Origin of the sequence: Ferruginibacter lapsinanis (genome assembly GCF_020783315.1) — a bacterium.
GTDB classification, from domain to species: Bacteria; Bacteroidota; Bacteroidia; order Chitinophagales; family Chitinophagaceae; genus Ferruginibacter; species Ferruginibacter lapsinanis.
Genome location: NZ_CP086063.1, coordinates 2,865,441 through 2,890,317 on the forward strand (window position 1 = coordinate 2,865,441; position 24,877 = coordinate 2,890,317).

Consider the following 24,877-nt stretch of genomic DNA (forward strand, 5'->3'; position numbering starts at 1 on the left):
AATAAAAAGTATGGATTAAAGCAGGCAAGCGTCAGTAAAAATACAGATACTCATTCAGCATTTATGTGTATATATTTTGACCGCATTGTATTTTTCATATCATATTTCATATTTTTTTTAAATTGACCGAACCTTTTAAGTGTTTTTTTCGTCTGGTTATATAAACCTTGTCTTGTGTAAACTTTACACAGATAAAATATTTTATGAAAAGATTGTACTTTTTGATTTTAACGGGTCTTTTATTATTGGTATCCAGAGGTAAGGGACAAATTGTGTGGGCAAACACTTCAAATGCGTCAGCGTGGTATACAGCAGCTAACTGGTCTCCAAGTACCGCATCCGGTGCATGGCTAACAAGCAATATTGCACAGTTTGCCAATGCAGGTTCGGCAACTACCGCCGGAATAAACATGGGAACTGCTTCACTTTCTATCGGAGGTATTGAGATAACATCTGCCAGAACAAGAACACTTACGATCGGTAGTTCCAGCGGAACCGGAAGCCTCACCCTGAGCGGCACAACCATAAATAGCGTTTCAAATGTAATCCTCAGAAATAATTCCGGTTATCTTTTAACACTCCAAAATAATGAAACAGGTACAGGTAAAACAATGAATATTGTTTTAAACAACTCTACCAATAATATCATAAATATTGATGGAGCCGGAGGGATCGCTATCAGTTCGGTTATCAGCGGTGCATCAAAGAACCTTACTTTGGGAGGTGCAGGCGCAGGAATATTGACACTTTCCGGTGCAAATACTTATACCGGCACTACAACCATCAATTCCAGCAGCAGTACACTTACTTTAGGAGCTGCAGGGGTTATTGCAGATGCTTCTAATATCATATTAAATGGCGGCACCTTTAATACCGGTGCTTCAACAGGGTATAGTGAAACTGTGGGTACACTGGCTTTAACCAACGATGCTACCATTGCATTAGGAACCGGCAGTCATTCTTTAACATTTGCCAATAGCAGTGCTGTTAGCTGGACTTCCGGTAAAACTTTAACCATTACCGGATGGACCGGTACTGCAGGGGTATCGGGTACCGCAGGAAAAATATTTGTTGGTGTAGGTGGCCTTACTTCGGGCCAGCTTGCACAGATCAGTTTCACCGGTTTTCCCGGCACACCAATAATTTTGGCTTCGGGAGAGGTTGTTCCTCCAGGAGTACCTCCGGCTGTAACAACTGCTACCAGTTCGCCAACCGGAACAGTAGGTACAGCAGTTTCAACCTTTAATTTATCAGGTGTATTCAGTGGCGGTCCTACTTCGTATGCGTTAGCAAGTGGCAGTTTACCTCCCGGACTCAGTTTGAATACTTCAACCGGGGCCATCACCGGAACGCCCACTACCGCCGGTTCATTTTCCGCAAGTTTCAGTGCATCCAATGCGGCAGGAACAAGTGCATCCAACGCTGCTGTTAATTATACCATAGCAAAAGGCACACAAACAATTTCTTTCGGAGCGTTAAGTGCCGCTACTTATGGCACAACTCCCTATACTTTTACCGCAGCAACCAATACATCTTCTTCAGGTAAGACAATCACATATTCAAGTGCTACCACCTCTATTGCAGATTTCAGCAGTAATACTGTTGCATCGATCACTATATATGCCGTTGGCTCATCTGTAATAACAGCCTCATTAGCAGGCGATGCTAACTGGAATGCTGCCACTGCTAATCAAACCCTTACAGTAAACAAAAAAGCATTGACCATTACAGGACTGACGGGAGTAAATAAAGTATACGATGCTACCACTACAGCCACTACAACGGGTACGCCTACACTAACCGGGATTGTTGGAGCAGATGATGTAACCATCAGCGGATCTTCTCCTTCATACACATTTGCAAACAAGAATATCGGAACTGCAAAAGCTATTACTGCCACAGGATTTACTTTGAGTGGAACTACGCAGAACAATTATACCATTACACAACCGACAGGATTAACTGCAAATATTACTGCAGCTACTTTAACAGTTTCGGGGTCAGTAGCTGCCAACAAAGTATATGACGGCACTACTACTGCAACGATCTCAACTCCGGGAACATTGTCAGGAATACAGTTGAGTGATGTTGTATCTGTTAGCAGTACAGGAACTTTTGCCAGTGCTACTGTTGCAAACAATATAGCCGTAACACTCATTCTGTCAGGAACAGATGCCGGTAATTATACGCTGACACAACCGGGCATAACAGCCAATATTACAAAGGCAAGTCAAACGATATCTATAGCTTCAACGGCAACAAAAAATGTGGGGGATGCCGATTACAATCCGGCTACAGCATCATCGGGGCTTACCGTAACTTATGTAAGTTCTAATACTTCTGTTGCAACAATTGTTGGAGGGCAGGTACATATTGTTGGTGCCGGTGTTACAACCATCACCGCATCACAGGCCGGTAATACCAATTATTCTGCCGCAGCAGATGCAACGCAAACATTAACGGTGTCTGCAGGTTTGGCTACCTGGACAAATACAACCAGCTTCGTACCGGTTGTAACATCAAATGTTACAGGAGCAAATGCTGCTACAAGCGGATTATCAAATGTTAATGCTGCAGCAGATGCAACTTATGGTATAAATGGTAACGGCTATTACACCACAACCTCGTTAACAAATTTTGACAGATACTTTGAATTTTCATTGACACCTGCGGCATTTTATACAATGACAACAACAAGTGTATCTATCAAAGCAAATGTATCTTCCGGCTCCGATAAGGCTGAAATTTATTATTCAACTGATCCCACTTTTGCTACATCAACAAAATTAAACACCAGTACTTTAGCAGTTACAACTACTGCAACGACTACGACTTATACCGCTGCAACTGCAACCTTACCAGGAGATGTTGCTGATAATACGCTATACTTTAGGGTATACCCATATGATGCAAGTGGCTCTGGTATTTATTTCAGGGTATTAAGTTTTGGTGTGAACGGATACCTTACCCCTATAACAGTTCCAACGATTTTAACTTCCCCAAAAACATTAAGTGGATTTACCTATGCCCAGGGATTTGGGCCATCTGTTGCACAATCATTTACTATAAGTGCGGCAAATCTTACCGGCGGAGGAGGTGCAATTACCATCAGCGGATCTACTGATTACGATGTATCTACTACAAATGCAACCTCAGGATTTGGAGCCTCTGCCTCACTAACGTACACGGGTACCGGAACTATTAGTCCGAATACAGTTTGGGTAAGATTAAAAGCGGGCTTAACAAATGCATCGAGTCCTTACAATGGTGAAACCGTTACAGTAAGCGGAGGAACAGCTACTAAAACAGTTACAGTCAATGGCTCAGTTACACCGGCTCCGGTACTGACACCTTCTGTAAGTTCATTAACAGGTTTCAATTATATAGAAGGAGCAGGCCCCTCAACGGCACAATCATTTACATTGAGTGCTACAGACCTTACTGCAGGCGGCGGAACAATAACGATCAGCGGATCTGCCAATTACGAAGTATCAACAACAAGTGCTACAACCGGATTTGGAGTATCTGCCACAAGAACGTATACCGGATCAGGAACTATCAGCCCTAACACAGTTTGGGTAAGATTAAAGACCGGATTAACGAGTGCATCAAGTCCTTATAACGGAGAAACGATTGGTATCTCGGGAGGTAATGCTACAGCAAGTATCACCGTAAATGGTACGGTTTCTCCCAAACCGGATATAACACTCACTTCACCCAATCCTTCAGTGGCTGCGGCCGGGCTAAGTCAAAATTCAACCAACAATCCTGTTTATAGATTTGATCTGTCTGTAGTAACATCAACTGCAACATTGACCGGTGCAACTATTACCACTGCAGGTACGTATGTTGCCAGCAATATTACTAATCTGAAATTGTGGTATTCTGCCGATGCAACCTTTAGCTCAGGCAGTGATGTGTTGTTATCAACTATCGCAAGCCCTACCGGGGCAGGAGCACAGGTTTTCCCTGCTTTTTCTCAAGCGGTCAATGCAGGAAACACAGGATATTTTTATGTTACTACTGATCTGCCATGCGGCGCCACCGGCGGCAATACCATTTCAGTAAATGCCATTACTACCGCCGATCTTACTTTTACTACCGGAAATAAAACCGGCACAGCCTATGCCGGCGGCACACAAACATTTACTTCAGCAACCCCAAGTAATGTAACAGGTCAGGCAACATCTAATTGTGTAAATGCAGGTACCACCGTTGGATGGACAAACCCAACAGGATGTTACAATACTATTTTGGTTGTAGCAAGTTCCGGCAGTTTTTCCGGCACTACACCAACCGGTAATGGCGGCAGTTATACAGCCAATACAGTTTTTGGATCAGGAACAGCTTTTGACGGAGGCTTTGTGGTATATAAAGGCACAGGCACTTCAGTTGACGTAACCGGACTAACTAACGGTACAAGCTATACGTATAAAATTTTTACAAGAAACGATAATAGCTGGACAAGTGGCGTTACTACCAATTGCACCCCTGTTATCAGCTATTGTACAGCTTTAGGGCAAACGGCTGACGGTATTGTGAATGTTACATTCAATACCATCAACAATACCTCTACACGTACAGCGTATACAGATTATACCAGTACAGTCTCTACCACAGTATTAATAGGATCTTCTTATACATTATCTGCAAAAATCCATACAGGAGGGAATTATACCAACTATACAAAAGCCTGGATAGACTGGAACCAGGATGGAACTTTCAGTACCACTACAGAAGAATACGATCTGGGATCAGCAACAAATGTTACCAATGGCACATCTGGTATAACACCGTCAATAACAGTTCCTGCAGGAGCAGTGGTAGGTACTACAAGAATGCGGCTGATCTCTAAATATAGTTCAGCGGCTACTCCGTGCCAGGGTGGAGGCTCAACCTTTGATGGAGAAGTAGAAGATTATGCAATTGTTGTGACCAATTGTTCTGTTCCTACAAAATTAGTATTCCAGACACAACCCGTAAACACGGCTCAGGATGTGATTGTACCGGTGGTAGTTGCTGCAACATGCAGTGATGGAGTGGTGGCCACCTCTTTGAATAGTGGCTCAGTAACTTTATCTGTGGGTACAACAGGATGTGGTGTATCAGGTACCGTTACTGCAAATTTTGTGAATGGATTAGCCACTTTCAGTACAATTAAATTTACCCGTTCAGTACAAACGGGAGTAGCATTCACCACCACCAATACCGGTACAGGATATACGCTCACAAATGCCACAAGCAATTCTTTTACTATAACATCTCCCGGAGGTACTCCAACTTCTGCCGTTATTGCCAGCGAAGATTTTCAGGCGGCACCAACATTAAGCTGGAATTATACAGTTGGTACACCTACTGTTGTTGGCGCAGGCGGTTCATCAGGTTCAGATGTAACAACTGTTAAAAATTATTCAGGTAGCAAAACACTCACAAAATCATATTCTGTTAATAATGCATCGGGAGAGAAGGGCACAAAGAATACTGTTACTTTCGATAATCAAACGATCAATACATCATTGTATGATTATGCAGTATTTAGTTTTCAACTGGCCTCATTAGGAGGAACAGGCGGCGGCGGTAGCGGAGATGGCGTTGATAATGGAGAAGATATGGTAGTTGAAATAAGTTTGGACAATGGGGCAACATGGAGTACACTGTTAACCGAAGTTGGCCATAGCAACAGGTTGATCCCGTTCTCTACATCACCCAATACTGCACTTGCTTATAATGCAAATGCAAGCTATAGTGGTTCAGACACAAAAAGTAAATTTACAGTTACCTTACCAGCAGGTACTGCACAGTTTAAATTCAGATTCTCTGCTACCAATAACCGTATAGAAGAGAACTGGGCAATAGACAATATTTCATTAACAGGGTATAAAATAACAGCCGGCAGTGAAGTACCTCTGCCAACAGCAGTAGGTTCATCCATCAATTCCTGTCCGGGGGCAAGCAATGCAATTTCAATAGCTACTACCAATACAATTGGGGCAACTACTTACTCATGGACACCTGCTACAAATATTTCAAACAGTACTGCTGCAAACCCTTCTGTATATCCCACCACCAGCACCACTTATGTGGGAACGGTAACAGATGCCGATGGCTGTAAAGCTTCAGCTAATGTGGATATCATTGTACCAAGCGGCACCAGCGGCTCATGGGTGGGCAGCTTAACCAACGACTGGTTTTATTGTGGTAACTGGGGCAATGGTGTTGTACCTACCTCTGCAACAACTGTAACCATCGATGCAAGCGCAAGTAATCCTGCAACAATTGACCCTACCTCCATTTATGCGCCAGCCGGAGGAAATGCTTATGCTAATCATATTTCTATTTCTAACCAAACACTAAGTTTTGCAAACGGTGGTATATTGAATGTAGCAGGTAATCTTACCAACCAAACCAATGGTATCATTGATATGACCAATGGTGGTAATATTATTTTAGATGGCAGCTGGAACAATACAGCCACTTTTACTTCGGGCACAGGTACTATCACCTATAATGGCAGTGCATCGCAAACCATCGTTGCAGAAGCATACAATAACCTTACATCAACAAATACCGGCACAAGGATCCTATCTCCTTCGGGTACGATAGGGGTAAAAAGCACCTTCCTGCCGGGAACGAATACCTATACTATAACCGGCAGCACTATAGATTTTAATGGAGTAGATTCAACACAAAATATTCCGGCATTTAATTTTTATAATGTTGGATATAAAAATGGCGGAACAAAAACACTGGTTGGCAGCAACACTGTTTACAAAGCACTTACGTTAGGAAATAGCCAGACTGTTAGCGACGGTACCATTCTTGCGCTGAATAATTATGATATCAGTTTACTTTCAAGTAACAGTAATACAGCAAATGTTACCCGTACACCAATCCCAAGCGCCAATGTAACCTACGGCACCGGCCGTTTTATTGTAGAACGTTTTTTACCCATGCAAACTCCATACTCGGGCAGAAGATGGCGTTTGGTTGGCGTTCCTGTAACACCATTGGATGCACCAAGCATTAACACTGCCTGGCAGGAAGGTGCAACACCAACGCCTACAACAAGCAGTGCCACCAGTACGGTAAGCATCTATAATCCCACACCGGGTTATGGTACGCATATTACTAATGGTAATGGCGGCAGCAATAATATCAATGGATTTGATGCAGGCTCTACCGCCAATCCATCTATTTACAAAATGGAGCCGGGCACAGGGGTATGGTCTGTTCCAGGTTCAACGAGTACAACCATTACTAATTATAATGCCTATATGCTTTTTGTTAGAGGAGACAGAAGCATCACTGTTTCAACCCAATATATTAATACCACCGGTGGAGATAACTTACGCATCAGAGGTAAAATAAATATTGGTGATACTGCGGTAAATATTGTTACAGGTAAACAAGCACTTAGTAATCCTTATCCATCTGCCATTACAATGAATAATGTTACGTATAAGGGAGCTGCCATTGGTTCTGACAATACCAAAACATACTACATGTGGGATCCAAAACTATTGGGAAGTAAAGGCGTGGGAGCATGGGTTACTTTCACCAGTACAGGCCTTAATTCTTATACAGTAGTTCCTAATTCAATTGATGCCGGTAATATGAGTGCTTATGGCACTACAGGAAAAATTGAATCGGGAGGAACATTCTTTATTAATAATACAGGAAGTGCCGGAACAATTGTTTTTCATGAATCTGATAAATTGACCACCAGTGGTATTGAAGGTTTGGCAAGCAGGCCCGGCGAAAATGCAACACCTGCAAGCAATCCTTCCATTTCATCATTTTATACCAATCTGGCATATATAGATGCAAATCAAACACCAATTTTAGCTGATGGTGTAGCAACAATTTATAGTGAAAATTTCAACAATGAAGTAGATGAACAAGATGCAATGAAACTGCAAACTTTTCAAACCAAAGAAAAAATATCTCTGCTGAGAAATGACAGCAATCTGGCTGTAGAAAAGAGAAGAACAATCGTTGTTGACGACACTATTTTTCTGCAAATGCTTAAACTTGATTTTAATTATTCCTATCAGCTGCAATTTGTAGGAAATAATTTTGCCAATGGATTGACCGCATATTTGATCGATAAATACTTAGATAAGAAATACATCATTCCAACAGAAGGAATTACAAGGCACAACTTTACCACCAACGCTACTACAGGTAGTATAGATATTAACCGGTTTAAAATTGTGTTCAAATTACCAAATGGAGGTTTACTCCCTGTTAATTTCAGCCTGGTAAATGCAATGCGAAATAATGACAAAATCATTGTAGACTGGAAAGTAGAAAATGAGATCAATATTAAAGAATACGAAGTAGAAAGATCTGCTGATGGAATTAATTTCACCAAAGTTAATACTACAACAGCAACAGGTAGCCCTGGTAATAATTATAGCTGGACAGATCTGAATGCAAATGCAGGAAATAATTTTTATCGGATAAAGAGTATTGGTAAAGACGGCTCGATACTATACAGCAACATTGTAAAAGTAAGCTACGCAGATGCGATCGCTGGTTTTACAGTTTACCCAAATCCTACAACGGATGGTAAGATAAGCGTAAACTTCAGTAATGCTGATAAAGGCAGATATACACTAAAACTTTTTAATAATATTGGCCAGTTGTTGCAATCAAAAAGTATTGAACATGCCGGCGGCAATAGCACTATCTCTTTACAAAACCTTACTGCAAAAGGCATTTACCATGTAGAGATAAATAAACCGGATAATACAACACAAACAATTAAAGTAATGTATTAAAAGATCAACTACGCTAAAGCCCCGGCAGTTACAACTACCGGGGCTTTTTTATTGAGCAATAGCATAACCATTAGCAAAATAAAAATACCCTCTGCACGGTAGCCAATGCCATCATTAAAAAGTCTACTTTGCTTTAAATTTTTTATATGAAACAACTCATCGTTACCGTTATCGCTTTCTTATTATTTGCAACAACTGTTGAAGCAAATACATTAGCTACTTCCGCCTTATTTACCGATACAAGCGGTATAGAAAAAAAGCAGGTAAAAGTTACCAACTGGGGAAGCAGGGCAATTTATATAATGGGAGGATATTTTAAAGAAACAAAAGATGAGATTGTTAGCCAAACCGGCGAAGCCTTGTTTGAAGAAATAGAAAACAAATGCTCTTCGGCTGCATGGCCAGCTGCATTGAATGATATGGACAGCGAAGACTCAATTGTTACTGCTAAAATGAACCGGCTAAAACTCTACAGGATAGCTACCTATCAACATAAATTCAATGGCAATGTTTTTGATAAATACGTGATATTGGAAGTGCCTTATGTTGGTAATGAAGATTGGGATGCCAATGTAAAATGGGAGGGTAGCGTTTATTTCATTATTAAAGAAAAAGACATAGAAGTTATACCGTAATGAAAACAATTATTAAAATAAAAAGACGAGTAAAAATTACTCGTCTTTTTTATGTCAGTTTAAAAGAATTAGATTTTTACTTTCAATACTAATTTTTTTACAATGCCTTCGCCAACACCTGCAGAGTGTACATCTTCAGGATAGAAAATGGCGAATTCTCCTTTTTTAATAGTGAAGTTAATAGCTGCAGTTTCTTTATAATAGAATGCATCTTTTTCAGTTAAGTAACCATCAATAGATGGAACACAATCGTGTAACGGTTTCCAGCCATATTCTTCAGCACCTGCAGGACAAACCTGGATATCAATATAGTTTTTGTGTGATTCGAATTTGGTGGTTTCTCTTGTAGCTCCTTCTTTTTCTGATACGAAGCCGTGTATCTCTCTTCCATCTACTTCAAATTTTCCGATTGGTAAATTATTAAAATCTAAACTGCGGATGTATTCAAATGCTTTTGCAAATTTTGGATGCATGGCAAAGTATTTGTCGGCGTTTTGGATTGAATCAACGATCATTGTTTTGGAATTTTAAATTGTTTAAAAGGTTTTGCGATGCAAAGGTATAGGGTGAAGGGGAAACGGCAAAGGATGTATTGCAGCTATCTGACGTATTTGATCAGAAAATGCTTTTGAAAACAACCCCTGAAAAATTAAATACTTCAGGGGTTGCTTAATAGTAAAACCCGGTTGTGTTTATGCATGTACTTCGCCAAACAATTCAAAATATACGGGTGTGATCAATGGTGCAACTTGTGGAATGCCGATCTTATTCAGAATTGGCATTAAAGTTTCACCGAATTTCATAAAAGCTTCTTCTGATTCCCAAACATCTACTACAACCCAATTTTTACCTTGTTGCCCGGCAACATGGTGGATGAGTCCTGCAGGGTGTTCATATCCTGCATTGCGGATCGCATCCCAAGCCTGATCAAACTGTTTTGCAGTTACACCAGGAAAGCTAAACTGAACGATTACTTTTTCCATGATCATAAAATTAAAACGTTAAAAAAAAGGGGAATAAATCTACCGCTTAATTTTATCTTCTCATAGCGGAAGTTATTAACCTAAGACAGCATTTTTTTCCCGAAAGCTTCCCGGAACTTCTGGGAAGCTTTCGGGAACACCCGACGGGCTGCCGGAAGTTCCGGGAAACTTTCGGGAACACCCGACGGGCTGCCGGAAGTTCCGGGAAGCTTTCGGGAACACCCGACGGGCTGCCGGAAGTTCCGGGAAGCTTTCGGGTGACAAAATTGGCCTTACAGTGGGAAAATTGGTATTTGAAATACTGTATTTTGGGTAAATGGTGGAAAAATAAGACACCACGATGTTTAATATTTAATAGTAGTACTGAAGCTTGTTGCAAAATTGTCAGAATCAGGATTAGATTGATTTAAGGATTGTCAGGATTGTCTTCGCTTTATCCTCTTAATCTTTTAATCCTCAAAATCCTGATTTAGACAAAAATGTGTCTGTTATTTATAAGATATTTCCAATATTTTTGAAACTTGTTGCTGCCATCCGGCTCATCGTAAAACCTCCTCCTATATTTTATTTTTTGATTGCAGCAATATGCTGCCAAATATATTCATCGTCAAATTTTCATGCTATGCAACAAGATGAAATAACTTATAAAATTATTGGTTGTGCTATGAAAGTGCATAATACTTTAGGAAATGGTTTTCAGGAGGTAATTTACCAGAGATGCCTGGCTATCGAGTTTAGAAACGCAGGCTTAAACTTTTTGAGAGAAAAAGATCAAGTTATTTATTATGAAGGAGAAAATGTTGGTACACGAAGAGCCGATTTTATTGTTTGCGATAATGTTATTGTTGAAATAAAAGCATCAATAAATTTGGAAGATGTTCATCTGGCCCAAGCTAAAAATTACTTAGTAGCTTATAATCTTCCCGTAGGGTTGCTTATTAATTTTGGCGCAATGAGTTTACAATATAAAAAGGTATTTAATTCGAAGAAAGTCTGAATTAGGATTTACAGGATTAAAAGATGAACAGGATTAGAGTATTATACTTGAAATGTTTTTTGATAAAAAAGAAGCTTTAATTTTTGAGTTATAATCTTGAAAATCCTTCTATCCTCTAAATCCTAATTCAGAGAAAAGGGATACAAAAAAAATCCGCCCTGTATTACAAGGCGGATCTACTTATTAATTTTAATTTTTATTATCTCTGTACACGTCCTGAACCATCACCTTTTACAAGGTCTTTTACTTCAGCTAATGTAGCGTGGTTCAAATCACCAGGGATAGTGTGTTTCAAAGCAGAAGCAGCAACACCAAATTCAGCGGCGTCACTCATTTTCATACCTGTAACTAAACCGTAGATCAAACCGCTGGCAAAGCTATCACCACTACCTACACGGTCAACGATACGAACACTGTATTGTTTTGTGTGGTAGAATTCTGTACCATCGTATACCAATGCACTCCATCCGTTATCAGAAGCACTGTGGCTTTCACGTAATGAAGAAGCGATAAATTTGAAACCAAATTTCGCTTTCATTTGTTGGAATACATCTTTGAAACCATCCAGGTTCAATTCACCTTTAGTTACATCAGTATCTTTTGCTTTGAAGCCCAAACATAAATCAGCATCTTCTTCGTTACCGATACATACATCAACAAATTCGCAAAGCTGCGTCATTACTTCACGAGCTTTTTCTTTTGTCCATAATTTTTTACGGAAGTTCAAATCGATAGAAGTAGTGATTCCTTTTGCTTTTGCAGCTTTTAAAGCAGCTAATGTTAACGCAGCAGCTCTGTCGCTTAAAGCAGGCGTGATACCTGTAGTGTGGAACCAATCCGCACTATCAAATATTTTATCCCAATCAAATTCGCTTGCATCAACCTCAGCAATAGAAGCATGTGCTCTGTCATAAACAACCTGAGATGCTCTCATTGAAGCACCGGTTTCAAGGAAATAAATACCTAATCTGTCGCCACCACGTGCAACATATTGAGTATCTACACCATAACGACGTAAATGATTGATAGCAGCCTGGCCAATTGGGTTATTTGGCACTTTACTTACAAAAACCCCTTGCTCACCGTAGTTACAAATAGCAGCAGATACGTTGGCTTCACCACCACCATAAGTGATATCAAAAGTATCGGCTTGTACAAATCTTTTATAATCGGGAGTAGATAAACGGAGCATTATTTCTCCTAGTGTTACAACTTTCTTTGGCATAATCGTTTAAGATTTTAAAATGTGTGTATTATTTTGACTAAATTGGAGGACAAATTTCCTCTATATTTTCAACAAAAGCAACTAAAAACTACGATAACGATTGCGTAAATAAAATGTTTTATATAACGTATTTGAGATAACATTGTCATCATTTTTATAACGATTAATCATTTCATTGTCATGGCACAAAAAGAAGAATTACTACAACTTATCAAAGATCAAGGCGTTTTACCTCTATACTTCAATAAAGATACTGAAGTAAGCCTTCAAATCCTGAGAGCTTTATACAGCGCCGGCGTACGTACGGTAGAATATACTAACAGAGGAGAAGCTGCTTTAACTAATTTTAAAGCAATGAAGAAATTGTGTGAAGAAGAATTAAAAGGTATGTACTTAGGTATAGGTACGATGAAGAACGGCGAAATGGCGCAGGCTTTTGTTGATGCCGGTACAGATTATTTAATTTGTCCGGGCTTGGTGGAAAGTGTTGCAAAAGTTGCTGATAAAAATAATATGCTTTGGGTGCCGGGTTGTATGACTCCATCTGAGATCATTGCAGCAGAAACTTTAGGCGCAAAATTTGTAAAATTATTTCCGGGAAATATCTTAGGCCCTGATTTTATGAGTGCCATCAAAGAATTGTTCCCTAACCTGATCTTCATGCCTACAGGTGGTGTTGATACTACTAAAGAAAATATCGGTGCATGGTTCAAAGCCGGTGTATCTTGTGTAGGTATGGGAAGTAAATTGATCAGCAAAGGATTAATGGAAGCTAAAGACTACGCTAAAATTGAAAGCCTTACCAAAGAAGTATTAGAGACTGTGAAAGCAGTTAAAGGATAATAAGAAAGTTGATGTAGTTGAATAATCGTTTAGTTAGTTTAACTTAAACGATTATTCAACTATTTTTAAACAATAGTTCAACTTGTAAAAAAACGATTGCTAACTTAATAAAACTACATTGCTATATGACTAAACCTACTGTTGGAAAGTATAGATGGACGATTGTTGCTTTGCTACTTTTCTCTACTACTATTAATTACATGGACAGAAATGTAATTGGTTATCTGAAAGATTATTTCTGTGCCCAACAGCCTAATGGTTTTGGCTGGTCTGCCAAAGATTTCTCTTACTTAACGGCGATATTCACCGGCTTTTATGCAGGGTTTACTTTATTTGCCGGATTTATTATTGACAAAGTAGGTACTAAATTAGGATTGGCTGCATCATTGATCGTTTGGTCATTAGCAGGTATTGCCAGTGCTTTTATGGGAATAGGCCTTTGGGCACATAATGTGGCCAGGGCAATTTTTGGAGCCGGTGAGGCAGGGAATTTCCCGGCTTCTATTAAAACGGTTGCAGAATGGTTTCCAAAAAAAGAACGGGCTTTGGCTACAGGTATCTTCAACTCTGGTTCTAATATAGGTGCAATGATCTGTGCATTGATCATCCCGGTTATCCTTGCTGCCTGGAATCCTTCCGAAGGAAATAATTTATTTTTTGGTGTATTTCATGGATGGCAAATGGCATTCATCATTACCGGGTTGGTTGGTTTTTTATGGTTGATCTTTTGGAGTAAATTTTATGGTACTCCAAAACAAATGCTTGATAAAGGCACGCTTACTCAAACTGAATACGATTATATTCATAGCGGCGATGAACCTGTAGTAGATACAACTGTTGTAAAAGAAAAAGTGCCTTGGTATAAAATGCTTACTTACAAACAAACATGGGCATTTGTATTAGGTAAATTTATGACAGATGGTATTTGGTGGTTCTTGTTATTCTGGTTACCCACTTATATCAAACAACAATTTTGTGTTGGAATGAGTTTGGCTGACACAAAGCACACCGTAATGATCTCTACCTTTATAGTATATGGTATTGCTATTGTGGGTTCAATTTATGGAGGTTCAATTCCTATGACCTTTATGAATAAGGGTTGGCAAACTTATAAAGCTCGTATGACTGCATTATTGCTGATCGCATTTGCACCATTATTATTGTTAGGCACTCAATATGCAGCAGGATATGGTATTGTTGCTGCCATCGCTATTATTAGTATCGGTGGAGCATCGCACCAGGCATGGTCGGCCAATCTGTTCACTACTGTATCGGATATGTTCCCTAAAAGCGCCGTTGGATCTGTTACAGGTATTGGTGCTGCAGCCGGTGGATTAGGTGGTGTATTGGTTCAGCTGTTAGCAGGCGGGTTAGAAGATAAATATCGCATCCAGGGTGTTATGCAAGCCAGTCAGGCTGGTTTAATTAAAGCAACTGATGCAATTCCTTTAGAGCAAGTTAAAATGGATAATTTAAAAAATGTATTGGTAGATCCATCTATGCTTGACCAGGCCCGACATTTTATTTCTTCAAATGTGTCGGTAGCATACGGAATCATGTTCACTGTTTGTGCACTTGCTTATTTAACTGCCTGGGGTATGATGAAGGCATTGGTTCCAAAACATAAACCGATTACTGACCTTTAATATATATTTCAACTGTCCCGATCTTCATCGGGACAGTTTTTTTATAAGACACTTCTAAACGTTCTTCTGTAAGCAGATGGCGTAGACCTTTTTACTTTTTGAAACTGTTTATTAAAATTGGCCAGGGTAGCATATCCACTCTCATAACAAATAGATTCAACACTTTTTTGTGTATCTATCAATTGCGTGCAGGCATAACCGATACGAACTTCATTTAAAAAACTGATATAAGGTTTTTTGGCGCACTTTTTAAAATAATTGCAAAATGCCGGAGTACTCATATTGGCATAGGCCGCAATGCTGCTCAGGGTGATAGGCTCCTGGAAATTCTCAATGGTGTATTGAAATACTTTATCAATGCGTTCATTTTTCTTAAATGAAAAATCCTTTACGCCTTGTGTAGATAATTTATCGAACTGCTTTATTTCAGTCAGCAATTGCAAACATTCGCACAATTTAATGATACGCAGGAATCCTTTAATAAACTCCAGTTCTTTTATCAGTGGAGTGATCCTTCCTTTTAATTCTGCCCCGATCTTTAATCCATTCAATGACTGTTCCAGCAAATGCCTGACCTGTTTACTTTCCGGAAGATCAATGAATGTTTTCCCCCAGAAATCGTCTCTGAATTGAATGACCACTGCATTCACTATGGTGTCTTTAGTTGTTTTTTGAAAAGTATGCGGAAGGTTTGAGCCGATAAAATAAATATCACCGGGCTTAAAATCACCTACATGATCACCAATGAAAATTACGCCTTCACCTTCTGTGAATAATATCAATTCATACTCAATATGCTTGTGCCAGGGAATTTCAAACAATGGTGTACGATATGTTTTAGCCAGAAAAGAGATGTCTTCGGTAATAGGAGGTTTTTCAATAAACGGCTTCATTTCATTACTATTTTAAGCATAAATACAAACAGAATACATAAAAATATTAAAATAGTTTCGATTTTAAACAATAAAGTACAAGTGCTTCTTAGCCGAATGGAGTACTTTTATTGACTAAACGATTGTAATGCTACTTCTTGGAATTGATATCGGAACTTCTTCAATAAAAGTTTCAGTGGTTGATGCTGATACAAAACAGGTGGTTGTTGCTACACAATTCCCTGAAACAGAAAGGACGATCAGATCCTTGCAACCCGGCTGGGCAGAACAATCACCGCTGCAATGGTGGGAGGATGTAAAGCAGGCAATAGCCAAAGCCAACGCCACAAAAAAATATGATCCAAAGAATATACGGTCTATTGGTATTGCCTACCAAATGCACGGTTTGGTGTGTATCGATAAAAATAAAAATGTTTTAAGAGATAGTATCATCTGGTGCGACAGCAGGGCTGTAAGTATTGGCAATAAAGCATTTGAACAAATCGGAGCAGCAAACTGTTTGTCACATCTCCTGAACTCTCCCGGCAATTTCACTGCATCTAAATTAGCATGGGTAAAACAGTATGAACCGGAAATATTTGCGAAGATCGATACAATACTTTTACCTGGCGATTATATTGCCATGCAATTGACAGGAGAAAGAACAACAACCATATCTTCTTTATCAGAAGGCATTTTCTGGGACTTCAAAAATAATCAGCTATCGGAAGAGGTATTGAATTATTTTGGATTTGATCATTCAATCATTCCTGCTATAAAAGATACATTTTCTGAACACGGAAAATTACTGGCAACTGTAGCAGATGAACTTGGTCTTAGCCCCGGAATTCCGATAGCGTATAAAGCAGGCGATCAGCCTAACAATGCTTTATCATTGAACGTTTTGCATCCGGGTGAAGTAGCCGCAACAGCAGGCACTTCGGGGGTTATCTATGGGGTAAGCGATCAACTTACATCCGACAAACAATCGAGAATTAACAGCTTTGCTCATGTAAACCACACAGCGTCGATCAACAGCATTGGTGTATTACTATGCATCAACGGAACGGGCATTTTAAACAGTTGGGTAAAAAAAATGACAGGAGCGGCATCATATCAGCAGATGAATGATGCTGCAAAAAAAATACAACCCGGAAGTGAAGGCTTACAGATCTTTCCTTTTGGTAATGGTGCAGAAAGAATGCTCAACAATGTAGCAGCCGGATCATCTTTCCAACACATCAACTTTAATATTCATGGCCCGGCGCATATCTTCAGAGCTGCACAGGAGGGTATTGCATTTGCATTCAGGTACGGTCTTGATATAATGAGAGAGAATGGCATGCATCCTTCTATCATAAAAGCAGGAAAAGCCAATATGTTCTTAAGTGATGTATTTACTGAAGCTTTTGTAAATGCCACCAATACACCGGTAGAATTATATAATTGCGATGGGGCTGTTGGTGCAGCAATTGGTGGCGGTATAGGTGCAAAAATATTTTCGGAGAAAGAGGCTTTTGCCGGCAACAATCTTTTACAATTAGTTGAACCAACTAATGATAATCCTTATGATGAACTGTATGAAAAATGGAAAGATCAACTGAATACTCTCTTACAAACAATATAAATTCTTATCAAAATGACTAAAGTAATAACAGGCAATAAAGAATTCTTTAAAGGCATCAACCAGATCAGGTTTGAAGGAACCGAAAGCGATAATCCATTGGCATTTAGATGGTATGATGAAAACAAAATTGTAGCCGGTAAAACGATGAAAGAATATTTACGTTTTGCCTGCGCTTACTGGCATTCATTTGTAGGCAACGGCGGAGATCCTTTTGGAGAGCCAACACACCTTTATCCCTGGAATGAAAAAACAGATGCCATTGAGAGAGCTAAAGATAAGGCCGATGCTGCTTTTGAATTTATTACTAAATTGGGATTGCCTTATTATTGTTTTCATGATGTAGATGTGGTAGACTATACAAACGATGTTGTTGATAATGAAAAAAGATTAGCTGCTATCACAACATACCTGAAACAAAAACAGGATGAAAGTGGTGTAAAACTATTATGGGGTACAGCCAATTTGTTTTCTAACAGAAGATATATGAACGGAGCTGCCACCAACCCGGATTTTCATGTATTGGCTCACGGTGGGGCACAGGTGAAAGCGGCTTTGGATGCCACCATCGCATTGAAGGGAGAAAATTATGTTTTCTGGGGAGGAAGAGAAGGGTATATGAGTTTGTTGAATACCAACATGAAAAAGGAGCAGGAACATTTTGCGGTTTTCTTACGCACCGCCAGAGATTATGCAAGAAAGAATGGATTTACCGGCACATTCTTCATCGAGCCAAAACCATGTGAGCCAAGTAAACACCAATATGATTATGATAGCGCAACGGTCATTGGATTCTTACGCCAGTATGATCTGTTGAATGATTTTAAATTGAACATTGAAGTAAATCATGCAACATTGGCCGGACATACATTTCAACACGAGTTACAGGTTGCCGCCGATGCCAATATGTTGGGCAGTATAGATGCCAACAGAGGGGATTATCAAAATGGCTGGGATACAGATCAGTTCCCGAATAATATCAATGAAATTGTGGAAGCGATGCTGGTAATTGTAGAAGCCGGCGGTATCCGTCCGGGAGGGATCAATTTTGATGCTAAACGCAGAAGAAACAGTACGGATGCTGCTGACCTTTTTCATGCACATATCGGTGCTATGGATACATTTGCCAGGGCATTGATCATAGCTGATAACATTCTGCAAAGATCTGAGTATAAAAAAATACGTGCCGAAAGATATGCATCGTTTGATACAGGCAAAGGAAGTGAATTCGAAAAAGGAAAACTATCTTTAGAAGATCTTAGGAATTTTGCTGTTGAAAATGGTGAACCAAAAACGATCAGCGGCAAACAGGAATACCTGGAAAATATCATCAACCGTTTTATTTAAATGAATCAAATGCGATCAATTGCTGTTCTATTTTTTATTTTTTATTTCACTACCGCAACTACGGCACAAATAAAAAGAAAACCTCCGGTACCAGTTGCCCCTGCGTATATTTCAAAGGTATGGATAGCAGATAATGGGGAAGGCACTTACAAAAATCCTATCATTCATGCTGATTACAGCGACCCCGATGCCATCAGGGTGGGTGATGATTATTATATGATCGCATCCAGTTTTGATGCAGTACCTGGCTTGCCTATTCTTCACAGTAAAGACCTGGTAAACTGGTCCATCATTGGTCATGCATTATTACGTCAGCCTCCTTTTGAACATTTTTCAAAAACACAACATGGAAATGGCGTGTGGGCGCCTGCAATCAGGTATCACAATAATGAATTTTATATTTACTATCCTGATCCTGATTTTGGGATATATCTCACCAAGGCTAAAAATATTACCGGTCCATGGTCTGATCCGATATTGGTGGAAGCAGGAAAAGGTTTGATAGACCCTTGTCCTTTATGGGACACTAACGGAAACGTATACCTTGTACATGCATTTGCAGGAAGCAGAGCAGGGATCAAGTCTGTTATTGTAATAAAGAAAATGAATACAGAGGGAACTAAAACCGTTGATGCAGGCGTATTGGTATATGATGGTCATGAAAAAGACCCCACAATAGAAGGCCCTAAATTGTACAAGCGCAATGGCTATTATTATATTTTTGCTCCGGCAGGTGGCGTAGGCACGGGCTGGCAATTGGTTTTACGCAGTAAAAATATCTACGGCCCGTATGAAAGAAAAGTGGTGATGGATCAGGGAAAGACAAAGATCAACGGTCCACACCAGGGGGCATGGGTTGATACTAAAACAGGTGAAGATTGGTTCATTCATTTCCAGGATAAAGAAGCATACGGAAGGGTAGTACATCTGCAACTAATGAAATGGATAAATGATTGGCCTGTGATTGGCGTTGATAAAAATAAAGATGGTACCGGAGAACCGGTTACAGAATATATAAAACCAAATGTTGGTAAAATTTATCCGGTAACAACACCACAGGAAAGTGATGAATTCAATGACACCCAACTGGGACTGCAATGGCAATGGCAGGCAAATCCAACAACAATATGGGCAATGCCTAATAGCACAAATGGTACATTGAGATTAAATGCAATACAGATAGCCGATAGTGTAAAAAATTATTGGGAAGTGCCCAATATTCTTCTGCAGAAATTTCCTGCAGAAGAATTTACGGCCACTACAAAATTTAATTACAACCTTAGAGTATCAGGCGAACGATTTGGTTTTACCATTATGGGCTTAGATTACGCCTATATTTCAGTAGTGAAAAAAGGAAACGAAAATTACCTGTGTTATACCACCTGTAAAGGAGCTGATAAAGGAAATGCAGAATCAGAGCAGGTTATTGATAAACTTACTGATGGTAATTACTATTTTCGTGTGAGAATTAGTAAAGGAGCTGTTTGCACATTTAGTTATAGCAGTGATGGAAATGATTTCAAAGAAATTGCCGAAAAATTTACTGCTACACCTGGCAAATGGATCGGTGCAAAAATTGGTTATTTTTTTACAAGAACAGCCAAAACAAATGATGCAGGTTTTGCTGATATCGATTGGTTCAGGATCAATAAAAATTAATTTCACCTATATAATAAACGATACGCCATGGAACGTCGCAAATTTGTGAAGTATACAGCTGTTGCAGGAGCTTCCCTCATGCTGAATCCTTTTGAAGCATTCAGTTTCACAAACGATAAGAAAATAAAATTAGCATTAGTCGGCACCGGACATAGAGGCTCAGGTTTCTGGGGATCGCAGTTGCTTAAAAGTTTTAAAGACAATGTAGAATTTGTTGGCCTTTGTGATATTAATCCGGGAAGGGTGGCGTATGTGAAAAAGGTAATGGATGTATCATGCCCGGTATTTACCAATTTTGAAGAAATGTTACAACAGGTAAAACCTGATTATGTAATTGTTACAACTGTTGATGCTGAACATGACAAACAAATTGTGACTGCATTGGAAATGGGTTTTAATGTTATTACAGAAAAACCCATGACAACTGATGAAGACAAATGCAGAAGAATTCTCGATGCCGAAAAAAGAACCGGCAAAAAAGTGATCGTAGCTTTTAATTACAGGCATAGTGTTCACTCTATGCAGATAAAAGAATTATTAAGCGCCAACAGGGTAGGCAAGATCACTTCAGTTGATTTTAACTGGTATCTGAATGTACATCATGGTGCTGATTATTTTCGCAGGTGGCATGGCAGAAAAGCCAGGAGCGGATCTTTATGGGTGCATAAAGCAACGCATCATTTTGATCTGTTAAACTGGTGGTTAAATTCTGAACCTGTTGAAGTAATGGCTTATGGTTCATTAGATCATTATGGAAAAAACCATGCATTCAGAAGCACAAAATGCAGGGGCTGCGAATTTAAAGACCAGTGTAAATTTTATTGGGATATTACTAAAGACGAAAGACTATACAATCTGTATGCTAAAAACGAACAGTATGATGGTTACTTGAGAGACGGTTGTGTATGGAGTAACGAAATAGATATCTATGATAAAATGTCTGCCCAGATAATATATGCCAATGGAGTTACGGTAAACTATTCACTTTCTACCTACTCTCCATATGAAGGATGGCAGATCGCATTCAATGGCATGGAAGGGAGATTAGAAAGTTGGGAAGATATTCCGTATTTGCAAAAAACTCCCGATGACCAATCAAAAAGACATGCTATCGAAATGTCGAATGCAGATGATGCCATACCAGGAGAAGTAAGAGAGATAATGGTGATGGATAATTTTAAAGAAAATTATGAGATATATACTACTCCGAAAATAAAAGGCGGTCATGGAGGCGGAGATATTCGTTTACAAAAAAGAATATTTACCAATACCAACGACAATCCTCATCATGTTATGGCCGGCACAAGAGATGGTGCCATGTCCATTTTGATAGGAATAGCTGCCCGTAAGAGTATTGAATTAAAAAGACCGGTAAAAATTACTGAACTTACCGACCTGGTTCCTATGGCAAATAGATTTTAGTTCATTATAAATTTCCAGACATTGGCAGAATCTGGACAAATGAATGCAACCTTTAATACCTTTGCGGCATCTTAGTTAAATATGAATAGACTTTTTATTACACTGATATTCCTGATTTCCATTAATACGGTACAAGCTCAATATTTTCATCTTACCTTATTTGGAGGTACATCCAATTACCAAGGTGATCTGCAGGATAAAAAATTTACTTTCCAACAATCGCACGCTGCTTTTGGGGCAGGAGTGATCTACGAAATAACAGACAATCTTTTTGCAAGAGCAAATTTCACTACAGGCACCATCAGCGGCGATGACAAACAATCGGAAAAAAATCGCATAAGAAATTTAAATTTCACTTCAAAACTTACCGAAATACACCTGGGAATAGAGTACCTGCTGGTAAACTTATATAACCATAAACTTGCACCCTATATTTTTACAGGTATCAGCGGTTATCATTTTAATCCTTATACAACGGCAACAGGTTCATCAACAAAAGTTTATTTGCAACCGCTTGGAACAGAAGGGCAGGGATTTTATAAGGGTAAGAAAAAATACAATTTGAATCAGATCGCTATACCATTTGGCGGAGGTATCAAATTTGCCGTAAATGATAACCTGCGACTTGGATTGGAAATAGGCCTAAGGAAATTACTTACAGATTACATTGATGACGTTAGTACAGATTATGTACCGCAAGCTTTACTATTGAGCAATAACGGGCAGCAGGCGGTAGATTTTGCTTTCAGAGGTGATGAAATAACTCCTGCACGTCCATATCCTACCACCAGTTTAACCAGGGGCAATCCTAAAAGTAAGGATTGGTATTATTTCTCCGGTATCACACTTAGTTACCGGATAGACCCAAGTGAGTTAAAAGATAGAAATAAAAACAATAAGGCAGGCTGTCCAAGGTTGTAAAATATAATTAGCATTTATCTTTCACAAATAGCGCTATTCATCCGTTAGTGATCTATTTTTGTACTGAAAGAAAAAAACAATGGCGTACAACTCCTTAGAAGCATGTTTATTGGATCTGGAAAAGACCGGTCAGTTGATCAGAATAAAAGAAGAAGTTGACCCTTATCTGGAATTGGCTGCCATACATCTGAGGGTCTACGAAGCAGGTGGGCCGGCATTATTATTCGAAAATGTAAAAGGAAGCAAATACAGAGCAGCCTCTAATATTTTTGGTACGCTTGAAAGAAGTAAATATATCTTCAGGGATACACTAGCATCGGTACAACAATTGATTGAGTTGAAGAATGACCCGATCAAAGCCATTAAGCATCCCATTAACAATTTTTCTACCGCACTGGCAGCTTTAAAAGCTTTACCGTTAAAAGATCCGTTCAGCAAACCTGTTTTATTTGAAGAAATAAATATTACTGATATTCCGCAGATACAACACTGGGTAAAAGATGGAGGAGCTTTCGTTACATTGCCGCAAGTATACACTGAAGACATTGACAAACCCGGCATCATGAATGCGAACCTGGGAATGTATCGTATACAATTATCGGGGAATGAGTATGAAATAAATAAAGAGATCGGATTGCATTATCAATTGCACCGTGGAATAGGGGTACATCAAAACAAAGCAAATAAAAAAGGACAGCCTTTAAAGGTCAGCATATTTGTCGGCGGGCCTCCTTCACATAGTGTTGCGGCCGTTATGCCTTTACCCGAAGGGATAAGCGAAATGACTTTTGCCGGAGTATTGGGTGGAAGAAGATTCAGGTACACGTATATAGATGGATATTGTGTGAGTACTGATGCTGATTTTGTAATAACAGGAGAAGTGTATCCGAACGACAATAAACCCGAAGGGCCATTTGGAGATCATTTGGGATATTATAGTTTAACGCATCCTTTCCCTGTAATGAAAGTGCATAAGGTCTTTGCAAAGAAAAATGCTATCTGGCCCTTTACAGTAGTGGGCCGTCCGCCACAGGAAGATACCAGTTTTGGACAATTGATACATGAGATAGCAGGAGGAGCCATTCCAAACGAGATACCCGGATTGAAAGAAGTACATGCGGTAGATGCTGCCGGCGTTCATCCTTTACTGTTAGCAGTAGGGAGTGAACGGTATACGCCTTATATGCCAACAAAACAACCTGCCGAATTACTCACTATAGCCAATCATGTATTAGGAACCGGGCAATTGAGTTTAGCTAAATTCTTATTCATTACGGCAGATGATGACAACAAAGTAACAACGCATAATATCCCTGCATATCTGCAATATGTTTTAGAAAGAATCGATTGGAGAAGAGATGTACATTTTTATACCAATACAACCATTGATACACTCGACTATTCGGGCAATGGATTGAATATGGGCAGTAAGGTGGTATTTGCTGCGTATGGAAATAAAATAAGAACATTGTGCACCCGGGTTCCGGAAGTACTCTCTGATATTAATTTCGGATTTAGAAACCCAAAACTTGTACTACCCGGTATCATTGCGATGGAGGGAGATAAGTTTAAAGGATATGAGGAAAATAAGATGGATAGAACAGGAATGAATCTGCAACACTCTTCTACCATCGAAAATTTATCTGAAGTTGCCTTGATCGTTTTGTGCGATGATGCCAATTTTGTAGCAGAAACACTGAATAATTTTTTATGGGTAACCTTTACCAGATGTAATCCATCCCATGATATTTTTGGTATTGATACTTTTACAGAAAATAAACATTGGGGATGCAATGGACCTTTAATCATAGATGCCCGTATCAAACCGCATCATGCACCTCCATTGGAAAAAGATCCTTCAACAGAAAAGAACATACAACGGTTGTTTGAAAAAGGGGGAAGTCTTTACAGAATATAGCA

At 39.3% G+C, this 24,877-nt stretch carries 15 protein-coding genes; 11 read left to right on the plus strand and 4 right to left on the minus strand.

Annotation, left to right across the window (positions count from 1 at the left end; all coding sequences use genetic code 11):
* The first annotated feature begins 203 nt into the window (after nt 1–203).
* The gene (locus tag LK994_RS12095; RefSeq protein ID WP_229760344.1) at nt 204–8,783 is read left to right on the plus strand and encodes a YDG domain-containing protein; all 8,580 of its coding nucleotides are present in this window, start codon (nt 204–206) and stop codon (nt 8,781–8,783) included.
* A gap of 146 nt (nt 8,784–8,929) precedes the next feature.
* A complete protein-coding gene (locus tag LK994_RS12100; RefSeq protein WP_229760345.1) occupies nt 8,930–9,418 on the plus strand; it encodes a hypothetical protein in 489 nt (162 codons plus the stop codon).
* 68 nt (nt 9,419–9,486) lie between these two features.
* Here the strand turns inward: LK994_RS12100 and LK994_RS12105 are convergent, their stop codons facing one another.
* Both LK994_RS12105 and LK994_RS12110 read right to left on the minus strand, forming a co-directional pair.
* Nucleotides 9,487–9,933: a YhcH/YjgK/YiaL family protein gene (locus tag LK994_RS12105; RefSeq protein WP_262907825.1), complete on the minus strand. Its 447-nt coding sequence runs from the start codon at nt 9,931–9,933 to the stop codon at nt 9,487–9,489.
* A gap of 177 nt (nt 9,934–10,110) precedes the next feature.
* Nucleotides 10,111–10,401: a hypothetical protein gene (locus LK994_RS12110; RefSeq protein WP_229760347.1), complete on the minus strand. Its 291-nt coding sequence runs from the start codon at nt 10,399–10,401 to the stop codon at nt 10,111–10,113.
* Between the two features lie 622 nt (nt 10,402–11,023).
* Here LK994_RS12110 and LK994_RS12115 point away from each other — a divergent pair.
* Nucleotides 11,024–11,398: a GxxExxY protein gene (locus LK994_RS12115; RefSeq protein WP_229760348.1), complete on the plus strand. Its 375-nt coding sequence runs from the start codon at nt 11,024–11,026 to the stop codon at nt 11,396–11,398.
* Between the two features lie 199 nt (nt 11,399–11,597).
* Here LK994_RS12115 and LK994_RS12120 read toward each other — a convergent pair whose 3' ends face one another.
* Nucleotides 11,598–12,623: a sugar kinase gene (locus tag LK994_RS12120; protein ID WP_229760349.1), complete on the minus strand. Its 1,026-nt coding sequence runs from the start codon at nt 12,621–12,623 to the stop codon at nt 11,598–11,600.
* A 180-nt stretch (nt 12,624–12,803) separates the two neighbouring features.
* Here LK994_RS12120 and LK994_RS12125 point away from each other — a divergent pair, with 180 nt between their 5' ends.
* Nucleotides 12,804–13,466 (plus strand): bifunctional 4-hydroxy-2-oxoglutarate aldolase/2-dehydro-3-deoxy-phosphogluconate aldolase, encoded by a 663-nt coding sequence (locus LK994_RS12125; protein ID WP_229760350.1) that lies wholly within the window; start codon nt 12,804–12,806, stop codon nt 13,464–13,466.
* Nucleotides 13,467–13,591: 125 nt separating this feature from the next.
* Nucleotides 13,592–15,112, plus strand: coding sequence for an MFS transporter (locus LK994_RS12130; RefSeq protein WP_229760351.1), 1,521 nt, complete (start codon nt 13,592–13,594; stop codon nt 15,110–15,112).
* Nucleotides 15,113–15,153: 41 nt separating this feature from the next.
* Here the strand turns inward: LK994_RS12130 and LK994_RS12135 are convergent, their stop codons facing one another.
* Complete coding sequence (locus LK994_RS12135; protein ID WP_229760352.1) at nt 15,154–16,005, minus strand: AraC family transcriptional regulator; 852 nt, start codon at nt 16,003–16,005, stop codon at nt 15,154–15,156.
* Between the two features lie 127 nt (nt 16,006–16,132).
* Here LK994_RS12135 and LK994_RS12140 point away from each other — a divergent pair, with 127 nt between their 5' ends.
* The 6 genes from LK994_RS12140 to LK994_RS12165 all read left to right on the plus strand — a co-directional run bounded on the left by LK994_RS12140 (nt 16,133) and on the right by LK994_RS12165 (nt 24,875).
* Nucleotides 16,133–17,611, plus strand: a complete 1,479-nt coding sequence (locus LK994_RS12140; protein ID WP_229760353.1) for a xylulokinase — start codon at nt 16,133–16,135, stop codon at nt 17,609–17,611.
* A 12-nt stretch (nt 17,612–17,623) separates the two neighbouring features.
* On the plus strand, nt 17,624–18,955 hold the full coding sequence (xylA, locus tag LK994_RS12145) for a xylose isomerase (protein ID WP_229760354.1): 1,332 nt from the start codon (nt 17,624–17,626) through the stop codon (nt 18,953–18,955).
* Between the two features lie 9 nt (nt 18,956–18,964).
* Nucleotides 18,965–20,614, plus strand: coding sequence for a glycoside hydrolase family 43 protein (locus tag LK994_RS12150; RefSeq protein WP_229760355.1), 1,650 nt, complete (start codon nt 18,965–18,967; stop codon nt 20,612–20,614).
* Between the two features lie 27 nt (nt 20,615–20,641).
* On the plus strand, nt 20,642–22,036 hold the full coding sequence (locus LK994_RS12155; RefSeq protein WP_229760356.1) for a Gfo/Idh/MocA family oxidoreductase: 1,395 nt from the start codon (nt 20,642–20,644) through the stop codon (nt 22,034–22,036).
* A gap of 81 nt (nt 22,037–22,117) precedes the next feature.
* Nucleotides 22,118–22,957 (plus strand): DUF6089 family protein, encoded by an 840-nt coding sequence (locus LK994_RS12160; RefSeq protein ID WP_229760357.1) that lies wholly within the window; start codon nt 22,118–22,120, stop codon nt 22,955–22,957.
* A gap of 79 nt (nt 22,958–23,036) precedes the next feature.
* A complete protein-coding gene (locus LK994_RS12165) occupies nt 23,037–24,875 on the plus strand; it encodes a UbiD family decarboxylase (RefSeq protein WP_229760358.1) in 1,839 nt (612 codons plus the stop codon).
* The last annotated feature ends 2 nt before the right edge of the window (nt 24,876–24,877 follow it).